Here is a 14489-nt window from a genome sequence, read left to right on the forward strand (position 1 = left end):
AATGAGGTAGAAATCCATGCGTGTCCTGTTGGTTGAAGACCATCTGCAGCTCGCCGAAAGTGTCGCCCAAGCGCTCAAGAGCATGGGTTTGACCGTTGATGTATTGCATGACGGCGTGGCGGCGGACCTGGCCTTGAGCAGCGAGGAATACGCCGCGGTGATCCTGGACGTAGGTTTGCCGCGCCTGGATGGCTTCGAGGTGCTCGCGCGTTTGCGGGCACGTGGAAAAAACCTGCCGGTGCTGATGCTGACTGCTCGCAGTGATGTAAAAGACCGCGTGCACGGCCTGAACCTGGGCGCCGATGACTACCTGGCCAAGCCGTTTGAACTCTCGGAGCTTGAAGCACGGGTCAAGGCACTGTTGCGGCGCAGCGTGTTGGGCGGCGAGCGCCAGCAGACCTGCGGTGTACTGGTGTACGACCTCGACACCCGGCGCTTCACGGTCGCAGGCGAACTGATGACCTTGACCTCCCGAGAGCAAGCGGTGCTCGAAGCCTTGATTGCCCGGCCGGGTCGCGTGATGAGCAAGGAACAATTGGCTTCCCAGGTATTTGGCCTGGACGAGGAGGCCAGCCCTGACGCCATCGAAATTTACGTGCATCGCCTGCGCAAGAAGCTCGATGGCCAGCCCATCGCCATTGTTACCTTCCGTGGCCTTGGCTACTTGCTGGAAGCCCGTGATGCATAAGCCCAGCAGCCTGCGCTGGCGCTTGCTGTGCAACCTGGCGCTGTTGCTGGTGCTGTTGATGCTCGCCAGCGGCATGAGCGCTTATTGGAACGGTCGCGAAGCCGCCGACACCGCCTATGACCGCACGCTGCTGGCCTCGGCGCGCACCATTGCCGCCGGCTTGACCCAGGTGGACGGCACCCTCAGCGCCAATGTGCCTTATGTAGCCCTGGACACCTTTGCCTACGACAGTGCCGGGCGCATCTATTATCAGGTCAATGACATTGATCAGAAGCTGATTTCCGGTTACGAAAACCTGCCCGGCCCGCCGCCCGGCACGCCCCGCACCGACGATTACCCAGCCTTGGCGCGGTTCTACAACGCCATGTACCTGGGCCAGCACGTACGGGTGGTGAGCCTGCTCAAGGCCGTCTCGGAGCCGAACATGAATGGCATGGCCGAAATTCGTGTCGCGGAGACCGACGAAGCGCGGGTGGCCATGGCCCGCAGCCTGATGGCTGACACCCTGCTGCGCCTGGGCATGCTCGCCATCGGCGCATTGTTGCTGGTGTGGTTCGCGGTAAGCGCCGCCCTGCGCCCGCTGGAACGCCTGCGCACGGCGGTGGAAGAGCGCCAGCCCGATGACCTGCGGCCCCTGCCTTTGGTGGAAGTTCAGGACGAGTTCGGCCCACTGGTGCGCTCGCTCAACCATTTCACCGAACGCCTGCGCGGGCAGTTCGAGCGTCAGGCGCAGTTTATTGCCGATGCTGCCCACGAACTGCGCACACCCCTGGCGGCGCTCAAGGCCAGGCTGGAACTGGGCCTGCGTGCCGAAGAACCGGCCACCTGGCGCAGCACCTTGGAAACGGCCGCCCAGGGCACCGACCGCTTGACGCACCTGGCCAATCAATTGTTGTCCCTGGCCCGCATCGAAAACGGTGCCCGGGCCATTGCCGAAGGTGGTGCGCAGTTGCTCGATTTAAGCCAGTTGGCCCGTGAGCTCGGTATGGCCATGGCGCCGCTGGCCCACGCGCGGGGCGTGGCGCTGGCGCTGGAGGCCGATGAGCCGGTATGGCTGCGTGGCGAACCGACGCTGCTCAATGAGCTGCTGAGCAACCTGGTGGACAACGCCTTGGCCCATACGCCACCCGGCGGCAATGTGATTCTGCGGGTGACGGCCCCGGCGGTGCTGGAGGTGGAAGATGACGGCCCCGGTATCCCGCTGGATGAGCGGGACCGGGTGTTCGAGCGCTTTTATCGACGCAGCCAGCAGGGCATGGGCTCGGGCTTGGGGTTGGCGATTGTCGGGGAGATTTGCCGTGCGCACCTGGCGCAGATCAGCCTGCATGATGGCGAGCTGGCGGGGCTTAAGGTACGCGTGAGTTTTATCGTGGGTTGATCAGTAAAACATCGAGCGGGCTTCGTCCAGTTCGCTGCGCAGGGCGTCGCTGTGCAGGTCTATGCGTAACTTCATGAGAGCCGGCAATGTGGCAAGCGGCACGGTGCCCAGGGGATGGTCGGTGCCGCGGTGGCAGTACAGCGCGGCGACTTGCACCAGGTCGACGTAATCCAGGCTGGCAGAGTCGCGTGTCAGGTCCAGGTATTGGCCCGGCACGTTCACCAGCATCTCGGGGAAGTCCCACACCCGTAGCAGCTTGTCCCCCAGCACCGGGTGAATGCTGTCGATGACGTGGTTGAGGCTGACGGGGTCGGCCAGCAGCTCATAATGGTCCTCGGCATACGTGAGGATCGGCAGCACGCCGATCTGATGCACCAGGCCGCCCAGCGCCGCCTGGTCCGGCTTGAGCTGGCTGTGGCGACGGCACAAGGCGTAGCTCACGCCCGCCACCTCCAGGCTGCGGCGCCACACGTCGCGCATTTTCTGTTCGACCACCTCGGAGCGGGCGTGAAAGATCTGCTCCATCACCAGGCCGATAGCCAGGTTGCTGCTGTAGTTGGTACCGAGCCGGGTGATGGCGGTGTGCAGGTCGGTGACTTCCTGGCTGGCCCGCAGCAACGGGCTGTTGACCACTTTGATCAGGCGCGCCGACAGGGCCGTGTCACGACTGATCACTTTGCTCAGGTGGCTGATGCTGATCTCCGGGTCTTCGGCGGCCTGGCGAATTTTCAGGGCCACCTCCGGCAATGTCGGCAGAACCAGGTCATCGTTATCGATGGCCGTTACCAACGCTTGTTGGACTTTTTCCGCCAGCTTGTTCATTCATGCTCTCTAGGGTGCTGCAAAAAAGTACGGCGATTAACGCTGGATCTCGCGATCTCGGTCCAGTTGGTAGGGCAGGTCAAGCAAGTGCAGGCCTGGGCCTTCCAAGGTGCCCAAGCGCACGTCGCCACTGTCGGCAGCTTCGGCTTGCAGCACAGCGAGAAGTTCAATCGACTGGTCAGCTTTTGCGGCGATGACCACTTCGCCGATTGCGCTGTTATGGCTGGGGGAAAACAGTGGAGTACCTGGCTCGGGGAGTTCGGCAGCCTCCAGGTTCAGGCGATACAGACGCCGCTTGAGTTTGCCCAGGTACTGCATGCGCGCGACGATTTCCTGGCCGGTGTAGCAGCCTTTCTTGAAGCTGACGCCACCCACGGCCTGCAGGTTGAGCATCTGCGGGATGAACAGCTCGCGCGTCTGGGGCATCACCTGGCCGATACCGGCACGGATCTGGCCAAGTAGCCAGGCATTCAATTCAGACTGTTGCAACTGCGCGGCCAATTGGCTGCGCACGGCGTCGGCGTGTTCGGCAGGTACCCAGAGTTCGGCACGGCCCTGGGAAACGCGGACGGCGATCAATGCCTCGTTGCGTGCCACGCTGTCGGTCTCGACCGGCAGTTCCAGGCCAAGAGCGGTCAAGGCCGCGTCTGCGTTAGCCAGGCCGAAGCGCGCCCAGGCAGCGCTTTCGTCGGTGAGCTTGGATTTAGAGAACACCGCGTACTTTTTCAAATCTGCCAGCTGCGGTTCAAGCAACTCGGTGGCCATGGCCAGGAGTACGCCATCCCCCTGCAGCAGGATGCGGAAGCTCGACTGCATCCGGCCTTTTTGCGTGCAGCGCGCGCCCAGGCTGGCCTGGGTTTCACTCAGGTAATTGAGGTTGCAGGTCAGTTGGCCCTGCAGGAACTTGGCAGCATCAGAGCCGCGGACGGCGAGAACGCCTTCGTGGGACAGGGAGCAGAAAAAAGCGGAGTCAGCCATGGGTCATCGCAGGTCAAAAAGTCATGGGTGCATCATAGAGGGGCGTCCGGCAAATGCATAGTTTCCATATAGGGCGACCAAAGCCGACTGTTCCAGTGTCGTCGGGGCTGTATACTTGCGCTCTATTTTAGGAGGGCTCCATGGTCGAAGATGTAGAAATCAATCGCCTCTACTGGCACAGCCGTCGCGGCATGCTGGAGCTGGATGTGTTGCTGGTGCCTTTCACCAAAGAGGTGTACGCGACGCTCAATCACGTGGACCGCGACCTCTACGTCAGGTTGCTCGAGTGCGAAGATCAGGACATGTTTGGCTGGTTCATGGAGCGCGCCGAATCCGAAGACCCGGAGCTGCAGCGCATGGTTCGGATGATCCTGGATCGTGTCCAGCCCAAGTAATCGTTTCGAGTGCCGCTGGCAGGCCTCGCGGCTGTTGCTGGCGGCCTATGTGCTTGCCCAACTGATCGCGTTGGGCAGCCTGCTGGTTCTAAACCTGCCTTACTCAAGCCTTGGCATCCTGTTATGCCTGGCTCATTGTGCCTGGGTATTACCGCGGCAAATCCTGCTCACTCACCGTTCGTCGATTCGTGGCCTGCGCCGTGACGACGATGGCTGGCAATTATGGAGCGCCGCACGCGGGTGGCACCCTGTGCAACTGCGGCCCGACAGCCTGGCGTTGCCGCTGATCGTGGTATTGCGTTACCGGGCGCAGGGTGAACGGCGAGTGCGGTCCATCTGCGTGCCAAGGGATGCACAGGCCGCCGATGTGCACCGGCGCCTGCGGGTACGCCTGAAGTTCAGCCGGCGTAGGTGGTTGGCACCAGGATAGTGTCCCGGGCTTCGGGCAGCATCTGTGGATAGTCGAGGGTGTAATGCAAGCCGCGGCTTTCCTTGCGCTCCATGGCCGACCGGATCATCAGCTCGGCCACTTGGGCCAGGTTGCGCAATTCGATCAGGTCGCGGCTGACCTTGTAGTTGCTGTAGAACTCGACCCTGTGAGGCTAAACCCAATGGATACAGGGGTTTCAGCCGATGACCGTCAACCACCGCTCCCAAAGTGGGACAAACCTGTTACAAACTGCGCTCGCCAAGCCATACCACTATCGCCGGTCTGGTCGCTATTACCTTCGCCTTCGCCCGCAAGGAACCGTTAAGGGCTTCTTCACGCTGTCACTCAGGACCACCGACAAGGCCACCGCAATGACCATCTCAGACGACATCCTTTCGACCCTCAAGGCCTACCACTTGGACAACCCAGAGGCGTCATGGGATGAACTGCGCGCGCGCCTGACTGACTTCGCTGAGTACAACTTGACGATGGCACACGGTGACAGCTCACTGGTCGCTTACGAGATGATCAACGATGAGCATCACTTGGCGTTGCGTAAGGCGTCCGCAACGTTGCCTCTGAGTGTGAATCAGCAGCGGGCAGTCAGTAAGGCCCTTGAGATCCTTGAGGCCTCTCAGGAGCGTATGCGGGGCCGTTCAGGGAAGCTGGTCGAGATCGTTAAGGACCTCAACGATGAACCTTGTGGCACGCCTGAAGCCCTCTTTCTCTCCCAATCTGTAAATGCTTCTCCGGGTCTGACCTTTAAGTCTCTCTCTGCGCTCTACATGGAGGAACGCAAGGACAGCATTCAGGCCAGCACCATGCGGGACGTGAAGTCATCGTGTGAGGCCATCGGTGCGGTCCTTGGTGACTTGGACATGAAGAGCCACACACGGGAGGACATGAAGGGCCTCAGGGAAAAGCTCCTTGAGGCCCGTAAGCCTTCGACAGTTAAGAAGCTGCTGACCCGGCTATCAACGGTCATGGATTGGGCTGTGAACAATGGCTACCTCGATAAGAGTTTCGATAAGGGCCTGAAGCCAACTAAAGGAGCTGACAGCTCCCGTGAGGCGCTCTCTCAGGATCAGGTAAAGGCCCTGATGGCTCACGCTAAGTCGCTTCCAGTGGACGCTTGGCAGCGCTGGGCGTTGTCCCTTGGAGTGATCACTGGGACCCGTATTGAGGAACTCAGGCAGTTGACCAAGGCTGACGTTAAGCAGGTCGGGACTGTGTGGGTCATCGACATCAATAGGAACGATGGCAAGACAGCCAAGACCAAGAATGCTCTACGTGTCGTACCGCTGACTGACGGGGCCTATGGCTTCGACCTTAAGGCGTTCCTTGAGTTTGTCAGGAAGGCCGACTCTCGGCTGTTCACCTTGGGCGCTGGTCAGTTCTCGAACCTGCTTAATGGTGCGTTACGGGATGTCTTGAGCTTGAACGCTGATCGGACCCAGACTTTCCACTCATTGCGTCACTCACTGGCCGGTGCCTTGAAGGCCGCTGAGGTGCCTGTGGGAACCGCTGAGTCCATCTTGGGTCACGCTTCAGGGTCTATCAGTTATGACCTGTACGGGGCTGGGAGTGCCGTTGAGGTGGGCCGTATGGCGGACGCTCTGGTGAAAGCTTTGAAGCTGGCAAGCTAAGGCTGCATCTATGCTGGTCGCCAACGAGCGCTTAGTATGCGGACATCATGGAACATTAACTAAGTAACGGAGCTGTCAATTGAACAATGGACGTTTCTTCAGTGGCCTCGCTCTTTGTGCAGTGCTTCAAGTCTTTGCGGCTCATGCGCTGGGGCAGGAAAAACTATGGGTCACCACAGATCGTACTGATCGACACACTTGCCCATCTACAGAGTGTGGGGTCGCAGGCCGTCTTATGTTCAGGGAAGGCGTTGACATCTTAGAGCGTAAAGGTCAGTGGGTGCGTATTACTAAAACCTATTCTGCATCCTGTACTGGCGGCGTCAGCGAGTACATTAAGTCTGGAAATAAAGCCTGTACGGCCGTTAATGGCATCAAGGACGGGAAGTTTGCTGAATGGGTTCAGAGCAAAGATTTTAGCCGAGATCGCCCTAAGGACCCTTCAGAGGATGCAAGTGGAGATTACTCTCTCGTAAAAGGTTCAGACGATTATAGGATTTATAAGGACCCATTTGCTAAAGCAGCGCGGGCATTGATAGATGACGGCACTTGTACTGAGGATGACTTCAAGGAAATTGGTGGCTGGATGGCCTCAACGAATCGTGGCGAAGGTGTGTACTTCACTTATTGCGGCGGTATGAAAGTCAACAATAAGGTCTACCTTGATGTCACTTCAGGGAAGACCAGCCGTTAGGTTCGATAAGGACATGCGAGCGGTTGTGAGTCCTGACGTGTTAGCTACACGTTCGTCGAAGATTTAAAAACCCTCACCCAAAGAGGGACAGACTAAATCAGCGTTGCTTTCCTTTCAAGATGCCGCAAGGTCACCTCAAAGGTGGCCCTCTGCGGGCAAGGCGTGTACGTCCAGTGATCAACGTTACCTCTTTCAGGTAGACCAATGTCCAAGACACCACGACCACCAAGCGCAGCCCTAACGGGATCTGCGGGGCCAGCATCAGGTCCACTGTAGCGATTCTGTCTGCGCACTTCGTGTGAATAGACCCTTGATAGGTTTGGGCCTCCTATCTCTGATCGCACAGTATAAAGGGGCCTTTTAACTTAAAGATCTCTACAAGATGACTCTAAGATTAAGTTTTATTAGTTTAGTTCTATAAATAATAAAAACTTAAAGAGAATGCTCTTAGAGTTACCTTAAGGTCGATCATTAAGATCTTGGGTCTACCTTCGATGTCGTGGTTGTAGAAGTGTGACCGTAGCGGCTCGTTGGTGCTCCAGTATGACCAGATTAAAAACCCTCACAAGAACAGGGACAGACCGCTAAGCTAATCGGTCGCTCTGAATTCCTCTACGCCCGTCGCTGGGCTTTTATCAACGTCAAGTCTTTCTGAATGCTTCTTGAGCCATAGTCGATGCCCGTAGTGGGGCCTTGACGGTCGGCCTGTGGGAGCGAACTCAGGGGGCACTCAAAAGGAGTCCACTACTATGCTGGCCAACACCAATAACCAAACTGATCTGCTGCCTATCGTGATTGAGGGGCAGACCTTCAAGCCGAACGAAGATGGAATGTGGAATCTCAACGAGATCGCCAAGACTCTGAATGTTCGGGAACCGGGTCAGTGGCGTAATGCTGTTCAAGCTGCCCTGATCAAAGATGCAAATTTGCATGTCTCCCACGGTAACGGGACCCTTGCAACAGAAGAGGGCGCAATTGCATACGCCATGTGGGTTTCAACCGACTTTTACCTGATGGTCATTCGTGCGTTCATCGCCATGCGCAACAGTGCCGTCCGTGAGCTGCGCCATAAAGATGCCCTTCTGGACGCAAACATGCCCAAGGCTACGACTCTCGACATGAAGGCTCGCGGCGCGGGTCTGACATGGACCGAGGCTTGCCGTGTGGCTGGTATTCAACAGCCTCGACTTGCTCTTGAATTTCTCGCAAAGGGGCCGATGTTCGTTCACGTCTGTGACGATTTTGGTAGCCGTACTGGTCAGATCCGACCGAAGCAGCAAGGTTTCTCATCAGGCGCCTTTGTGGCGATCTCATCGGACTTCGGCAACCGTGAAGGCTGGAGGGTCAAACCCCGTGGCCTTGACTGGTTGCGTGCAAATACTGAGACCATCAACGTCGGCGTAGCTGAAGCCAAGGCCGCTCAGGCCAAAGCTAAGAAGGCCACTCAGGCATCCCGTGTGGATCGCTGGGGCCGTGCATGCAAGGAGGCACAGCTATGAGCAGTTCCTTCCTCGACCAGCTCAATGCCCTGTGCGTCACCCCCGCGTCCCGCGTGAAGTTGCTGACCCTCCGTGGCATCTGGCGTGATCGACGTGCCCGTAACAGCTTCTATTGCGAGTCATCATGCGGGGTCCATTTGGATTCCCTACTGGCCCACCTCGAAGCCAATCACCCCGGTCTGAGCGCCTTCGTTAAGTCGATCATCGGGTCACCATCGCTCCACATCGACGGGGTACTCCGTGCACGCTTAAAGGTCCCTTTAGGGAAAGCTCAACGCATCATCCATCTATTGTAACGCCGTCCGCTATCGGCACCAAGATCACACCCCGCCAAGTTACAGACCCGTGATCGCACCAACCCAAACCCAGAAGATATTGATCATGTCCTTGAGAGGTCCGTGCGGCTACTCCTTGCCATCTGGTCACGTTGCCTCTATGCGGCAGGGCCATGAATCAATGTCTCGAATTTAGGAGACACCTACCATGCAATTGAACATTCAAAACGTAACGCCCGAAACTGTTGAAGTCCAAGGCCAGAGCGTGACCCGTACCTTCGCTGAAGGCGTGATGCTGTCTGGGCTGATCGCTGGTGCAGGTAAGAATGATTCGGCCCGTGAGGCCATCGTTAAGCAATACCTTGACGCTGGTCTGATCGCTGATGCGTTCCCCGCTGTGGTCCGAGCAGTTCGTGCTCGTGAGGCCCATTCAGCAGCCGAGCGTGAGCGCCAGTTAGCTGAGTCTCGTGCCCATGCTGAGCGCGTTGCTTCCTATGCGACCCCTACGGCCCTTGAGGTCGCCCGTCGCCGTGCCAAGCGTGAGGCCCGCGAAGCTGAATACCGTGCACGTGGTGCTGCTATCCGTGCCGCTAATGGCCGGTCCTCATGGTCCTCGTGGGAATGACTCACGGGCAACCTACTGACTCACACCGTCTTGCCTCCGGTGGCGCTGGCTCTTGTTGGCGTCCCGTTGAACCCCTTCAAGTAAACTTTCAGGAGATACTCAATCATGCCTACTCGTAAACAGAACGCTTTCAAATCCGCCGACCACCGCGAGAACACTGACCGTTACAGCGCACCGACTGCCTATGAGCAGGCCGTGTGGGGCAATGGTGGTAACCTTCAGTTCAACACCCAGGCATCCACAAGCGCCCCATGCAGTGACGGCAGCGTCGCCGCTGAAGGTATCGTTGCGGTCCTTGACGACTTCTTTAATGGTGGCGAATGGCACCAGAACGCCGTTGATGCTATCCCGTGTGAGTTTCGACCTAAGGGCACTGAGCCGACCCCTGTGCAACTGGTCAACATGGTCGACCGCAACGTCGAGTTCGACCCACGTAAGTCGATCTACGACACCTCGACCATTACAAAGGGTGAAGCTGTTGCCGGTGACGTGATCTTTACGGAGCCCACTGATACCGCCGCGTTCTTCTCGCACCGTATGACTCTGTTAGATGCTCATGTGGTGGCAGGTTTCACCAGCAACTCCATCGGCCAAATGCTGGATAAGGCCATGCAGGACTTTGAGAAAGCGTGCGGCTCTACCATCGTGGACATTCTCCTGAAGTCCCCAAGTGTCGAGGTCAAGGAAGTCACCATTGCTGGCACTGGACCACGTGATCGTGCTGAGGATTGGATTGACCAACTAACACTGAGCATCAACCACTCAGTGGGCAACTCCCTGAGTGACTTCGTGCTGCTGATGCACATGACCGAACAGGCAATCCTTGAGCGTGCTGCCCAGCGTGCAGGCGTAGATGATATTGAGGACCTGTTGGGCTGCCGTACCCAGTTCTATTCGGATGGCAACCGTGGCGTCTTCATGCTCCCTAAAGGCTTCGCCTCCCTGTCGTTCCGTGAAGGTAACGACGGTGATGTGTGGTCAATCCTCGCCAGCCGTAACGCCTCGGTACAGGGCTGGGACATCGAAATCACCGGTATCGCTGACGTAATGGCTCAGGCCAAGGTCAAGCTGAAGCTGGCAAACCCAGCGGACCCTACTGAGAAACTTCAGGTCGAGACCGTAGACTTTCCGCTGATCACCCGTGTGGTCGTCAAGCCGTAACACCCGCTGTATCCATGAGGTCCGTAATGGGCCTCATGGGCGAGCTGTTTAGTTGCTATGCTTGGGCATCGACCATGTTACGGCAAGGCCAGCCATGAGTTTTACTCTCTGTTATACCTACAAGGACAAACGGGTGGTTACGAAGATACAAGTCGATCACCTGACCCCATATGCAGCCGTTTGCTTTGCCCTGCTCCAGTCAGGGGCCACCAACGACTCAAGTGGTGGAGGCTGGCCTAAATCCTATGAGGGCATCCTTGAGATTGCCACTCAATACGGTCTCACAAACCTGACGGTTCACCGATCCCTTAACTCTTAGGACAACTTCATGGACACGTTTAGCGCGGCCTACGGGCCTGCGTTGGTGTTCATGTGGCCTTCTGGCTGTATGGGTGCCTCAAGGGCACCTCATGAGGATCTGGCACAAAAATCTGAGTGACCACCTGTAACTACTAACCTGCGCGCTTACCCCCATAGGCCCTCGCATGCTCGCTCAGGCGCACGATAAGGACCCTTGCGGGCAGGTGATAAGGACCTCAGCGTTGGGACAAATGTGCGCCAAAGCTGTTACAAACTGGGGCCCCATGGTGCTACGCTATGGCTCCTAACGTGCCTCATTTGTCGGGTGTAAGGATCGTATCCTTCGCCTCTGGCAGCAGCTCTGGATAGTCCAACGTGTAGTGCAGACCCCGAGATTCCTTACGTTTCATGGCAGACCTGATCATCAGTTCCGCTACTTGAGCAAGGTTCCTCAATTCAATCAGGTCTCTGCTTACGCGATAGTTGCTGTAGAACTCGTCGATCTCATCCAGCAGCAAGCGCACCCGATGTTGCGCCCTTTGCAGGCGCTTGTTGGTGCGCACGATACCCACATAGTCCCACATGAAGCGTCGCAGCTCGTCCCAGTTGTGAGCGATGATCACGTCTTCGTCCGAATCAGTGACCTGGCTCGCATCCCAGCGGGGCAGGGCGGCTGGTACCGGGATGCGCGGCAGTTGCTCAAGAATGTCCGCTGCCGCCGAGCGGGCATACACGAAGCATTCGAGCAATGAATTGCTGGCCATGCGGTTGGCGCCGTGCAGGCCAGTGAAGCTGGTTTCGCCGATGGCATACAGGCCCGGCACGTCGGTGCGGCCATGCTGATCGACCATCACGCCACCGCAGGTGTAGTGCGCGGCCGGCACCACGGGGATCGGGCCCTTGGTGATGTCGATATTGAAGGTCAGGCAGCGTTCGTAGACGGTCGGGAAGTGGGTCTTGATGAAGGCTTCGGGCTTGTGGCTGATGTCCAGATACACGCAGTCGATACCCAGGCGCTTCATTTCGTGGTCGATGGCGCGGGCGACGATATCGCGTGGTGCCAGCTCGGCGCGTGGGTCGAAGCGCTGCATGAAGCGTTCGCCATTGGGCAGCTTCAAATGTGCGCCTTCGCCGCGCAGGGCTTCGGTGATCAAAAAGCTCTTGGCCTGCGGGTGATACAGGCACGTGGGGTGGAATTGGTTGAACTCCAGGTTGGCGACCCGGCAGCCCGAGCGCCAGGCCATGGCAATGCCGTCGCCGCAGGCACCGTCGGGGTTGCTGGTATAGAGGTAGACCTTGGCGGCGCCGCCCGAGGCGAGAATGGTGAAGCGTGCGCCATAAGTATCGACTTCACCGCTGGTGCGGTTGAGTACGTAGGCACCCAGGCAGCGCTCGCCCGCCAGGCCCAGGCGTTTTTCGGTGATCAGGTCGACGGCGACGCGCTGCTCCAGCAATTGGATGTTGGGGCGTTGGCGGGCCTGATCGAGCAGGGTCTTGAAAATCGCGGCCCCGGTGGCATCGGCAGCGTGAATGATTCGGCGATGGCTGTGGCCGCCTTCGCGGGTCAGGTGGAACTCAAAGCCACCGTCGTCGCTGCCGGCATGTTCATCGCGGGTGAAGGGCACACCTTGGTCGATCAACCATTGGATGGCTTCCCGGCTGTGCTCGACGGTGAAGCGCACGGCGTCTTCGTTGCACAGGCCACCGCCGGCGTTAAGGGTGTCTTCGACGTGGGATTGCACGGTGTCTGTGTCGTCCAGCACCGCAGCCACGCCGCCCTGGGCCCAGAAGGTCGAGCCGTTGGCCAGGTCGCCTTTGCTCAAAACCGCTATACGCAAATGGCTGGGCAGGGTCAGGGCCAGGCTCAAGCCGGCGGCGCCGCTACCGATAACCAGGACATCGTGTTGAAACTGTTGGCTCATTTGACGGATTCCGCAAAAAGCGATCCAAAGGGGGGCGCAAACAGGACGCCTGGATCGGCGAATCAAAGGGTCACACGGGCCACTAGTATATAGAGGGGTGGAGCGGCACAATAGCCACGCCTTCGTGGCATTGTGAGATTATGCTGCGCAGCGTTGGGAAACAGCCGGTTGGCGGGACGGGAACTTTTTGCATGAGCCCCGACTCAATAGCAGGTTGCCCGAAAGCTGGGAAAACGTTGAGTTTATTGGCCCGTCGGGAGCATTGGACGCGTCACGAAACCGGCGACAAGATTATTCGCGCAGCCGGCACCGACCGTGCTGCGTTTTTCGTGTGTGCCAAATCAGTGCATGCCGGAAACTTGCTTGAAGGGGGAGAACTTTTGCGAAAAGCCCGAGTCTATGTTTGCAAGCCTGATCGTTTAGTTATGCAAGCCTCCTTCAAGTACAACGAGGAGTGTTCATGCTAACCCAGGAAGAGGATCAGCAGCTGGTCGAGCGCGTACAGCGCGGTGATAAGCGAGCATTTGATCTGCTAGTGCTGAAATACCAGCACAAAATTCTCGGGTTGATCGTGCGGTTTGTGCACGACACCCATGAAGCGCAGGACGTTGCACAGGAAGCCTTTATCAAGGCTTACCGTGCACTTGGAAATTTCCGCGGTGACAGTGCGTTTTATACGTGGCTGTACCGCATCGCCATTAACACGGCGAAAAACTATCTGGTGTCACGCGGTCGCCGCCCACCAGACAGTGATGTCAGTTCAGAAGATGCAGAATTTTACGATGGTGATCACGGCCTCAAAGATCTCGAGTCGCCTGAGCGTGCATTGCTGCGCGACGAGATCGAAGGCACCGTTCATCGCACTATTCAGCAACTGCCAGAAGATTTGCGTACGGCGTTAACTTTACGTGAATTCGATGGTCTGAGTTACGAAGACATTGCGAGCGTCATGCAATGTCCGGTGGGGACTGTGAGGTCACGGATTTTCCGGGCCCGGGAAGCCATCGACAAAGCCTTGCAACCGTTGTTGCAGGAAAACTAAAGACAGCGGCGACAGCCAAGAGAGGAACCGCCATGAGTCGTGATGCCCTGCAGGAATCGCTGTCCGCAGTGATGGATAACGAAGCGGATGAACTGGAACTTCGTCGAGTGCTCAACGCATTTGATGACGCCGAAACCCGTGATACCTGGTCTCGTTACCAAGTCGCTCGGGCGGTGATGCACAAGGATCTCCTAATCCCTCGTCTGGATATTGCTGCGGCCGTTTCTGCTGCACTGGCGGATGAAGCCGTTCCGGCAAAAGCCTCGCGTGGTCCATGGCGTAGCCTGGGTCGTCTGGCAGTGGCCGCCTCGGTGACCGTTGCTGTGTTGGCAGGCGTTCGCCTGTACAACCAGGACGAGATCGCAGGCAACGAGCTGGCCCAGCAGACTCAGCAGCCGGTCATGGCCGGTCCGCAAGTCAAAGGCCCGGCCGTGCTGGCTGGCTACAAGGAAAGCACCGATACCACCGGCCCTATGGCCAATGGTGTACTTCAGGGGCAATCCGGCTGGCAAGATCAGCGCCTTCCAGGCTACCTGCGTCAACATGCGCAGGAATCGGCCGCCAAAGGCACTGAAAGCGCTCTGCCATACGCTCGCGCAGCAAGCCAGGAAAACCGCTGATTCGCTAAGGAGCC

At 58.1% G+C, this 14489-nt stretch carries 15 protein-coding genes and 1 pseudogene; 12 read left to right on the forward strand and 4 right to left on the reverse strand.

Translation table 11 applies throughout. The annotated features are described in order from the left end of the window. Positions 1-16: 16 nt before the first annotated feature. Positions 17-688 carry a response regulator gene (locus GIW04_RS05625; protein WP_003189437.1) on the forward strand — a complete coding sequence of 224 codons (672 nt, stop codon included), beginning with the start codon at positions 17-19 and terminating at the stop codon, positions 686-688. Next, positions 681-2066 (forward strand): sensor histidine kinase, encoded by a 1386-nt coding sequence (locus tag GIW04_RS05630; protein WP_120247643.1) that lies wholly within the window; start codon positions 681-683, stop codon positions 2064-2066. The genes GIW04_RS05625 and GIW04_RS05630 overlap by 8 nt, the downstream gene beginning before the upstream one ends. On the opposite strand, the gene GIW04_RS05635 is transcribed toward GIW04_RS05630, so the two are convergent. Next, the gene (locus tag GIW04_RS05635) at positions 2067-2888 is read right to left on the reverse strand and encodes an HDOD domain-containing protein (RefSeq protein WP_003189441.1); all 822 of its coding nucleotides are present in this window, start codon (positions 2886-2888) and stop codon (positions 2067-2069) included. A 36-nt stretch (positions 2889-2924) separates the two neighbouring features. Further along, the gene (gene ygfZ / locus GIW04_RS05640) at positions 2925-3866 is read right to left on the reverse strand and encodes a CAF17-like 4Fe-4S cluster assembly/insertion protein YgfZ (RefSeq protein WP_003189442.1); all 942 of its coding nucleotides are present in this window, start codon (positions 3864-3866) and stop codon (positions 2925-2927) included. A 140-nt stretch (positions 3867-4006) separates the two neighbouring features. On the opposite strand from ygfZ, the gene GIW04_RS05645 reads away from it, so the two are divergent. Both GIW04_RS05645 and GIW04_RS05650 read left to right on the forward strand, forming a co-directional pair. Then, complete coding sequence (locus tag GIW04_RS05645) at positions 4007-4261, forward strand: FAD assembly factor SdhE (RefSeq protein WP_034135077.1); 255 nt, start codon at positions 4007-4009, stop codon at positions 4259-4261. Then, entirely contained in the window at positions 4245-4691 is a 447-nt protein-coding gene (locus GIW04_RS05650; RefSeq protein ID WP_003189446.1) for a protein YgfX, read from the forward strand. Before GIW04_RS05645 ends, GIW04_RS05650 begins: the two co-directional genes overlap by 17 nt. Here GIW04_RS05650 and GIW04_RS05655 read toward each other — a convergent pair. After that, positions 4660-4851 (reverse strand): annotated as a pseudogene (locus GIW04_RS05655) (L-aspartate oxidase); the annotation flags it as partial. The gene GIW04_RS05650 and the pseudogene GIW04_RS05655 sit on opposite strands and share 32 nt — an antisense overlap. A gap of 43 nt (positions 4852-4894) precedes the next feature. On the opposite strand from GIW04_RS05655, the gene GIW04_RS05660 reads away from it, so the two are divergent. The 6 genes from GIW04_RS05660 (at position 4895) to GIW04_RS05685 (ending at position 10591) form a co-directional block, all read left to right on the forward strand. Continuing rightward, complete coding sequence (locus GIW04_RS05660; RefSeq protein WP_120247644.1) at positions 4895-6337, forward strand: tyrosine-type recombinase/integrase; 1443 nt, start codon at positions 4895-4897, stop codon at positions 6335-6337. A 79-nt stretch (positions 6338-6416) separates the two neighbouring features. Further along, on the forward strand, positions 6417-7031 hold the full coding sequence (locus GIW04_RS05665; RefSeq protein ID WP_046784947.1) for a hypothetical protein: 615 nt from the start codon (positions 6417-6419) through the stop codon (positions 7029-7031). A gap of 749 nt (positions 7032-7780) precedes the next feature. After that, positions 7781-8530, forward strand: a complete 750-nt coding sequence (locus GIW04_RS05670) for a hypothetical protein (RefSeq protein WP_120247645.1) — start codon at positions 7781-7783, stop codon at positions 8528-8530. Then, complete coding sequence (locus tag GIW04_RS05675) at positions 8527-8826, forward strand: hypothetical protein (RefSeq protein ID WP_120247646.1); 300 nt, start codon at positions 8527-8529, stop codon at positions 8824-8826. The genes GIW04_RS05670 and GIW04_RS05675 overlap by 4 nt, the downstream gene beginning before the upstream one ends. A 187-nt stretch (positions 8827-9013) precedes the next feature. Continuing rightward, entirely contained in the window at positions 9014-9430 is a 417-nt protein-coding gene (locus tag GIW04_RS05680) for a hypothetical protein (RefSeq protein WP_020301033.1), read from the forward strand. A 105-nt stretch (positions 9431-9535) separates the two neighbouring features. Further along, positions 9536-10591 (forward strand): hypothetical protein, encoded by a 1056-nt coding sequence (locus tag GIW04_RS05685; RefSeq protein WP_020301034.1) that lies wholly within the window; start codon positions 9536-9538, stop codon positions 10589-10591. Between the two features lie 614 nt (positions 10592-11205). Here GIW04_RS05685 and nadB read toward each other — a convergent pair. Next, on the reverse strand, positions 11206-12813 hold the full coding sequence (gene nadB, locus GIW04_RS05690) for an L-aspartate oxidase (protein ID WP_120247647.1): 1608 nt from the start codon (positions 12811-12813) through the stop codon (positions 11206-11208). 460 nt (positions 12814-13273) lie between these two features. Here nadB and rpoE point away from each other — a divergent pair, with 460 nt between their 5' ends. Both rpoE and GIW04_RS05700 read left to right on the forward strand, forming a co-directional pair. Then, positions 13274-13855 carry an RNA polymerase sigma factor RpoE gene (gene rpoE / locus GIW04_RS05695; RefSeq protein WP_003172477.1) on the forward strand — a complete coding sequence of 194 codons (582 nt, stop codon included), beginning with the start codon at positions 13274-13276 and terminating at the stop codon, positions 13853-13855. A 32-nt stretch (positions 13856-13887) separates the two neighbouring features. Further along, positions 13888-14475 (forward strand): sigma-E factor negative regulatory protein, encoded by a 588-nt coding sequence (locus GIW04_RS05700; protein WP_003189451.1) that lies wholly within the window; start codon positions 13888-13890, stop codon positions 14473-14475. Positions 14476-14489 lie beyond the last annotated feature (14 nt).

Source organism: Pseudomonas sp. PA-4-8C, from assembly GCF_021606625.1.
GTDB classification, from domain to species: Bacteria; Pseudomonadota; Gammaproteobacteria; order Pseudomonadales; family Pseudomonadaceae; genus Aquipseudomonas; species Aquipseudomonas lactis.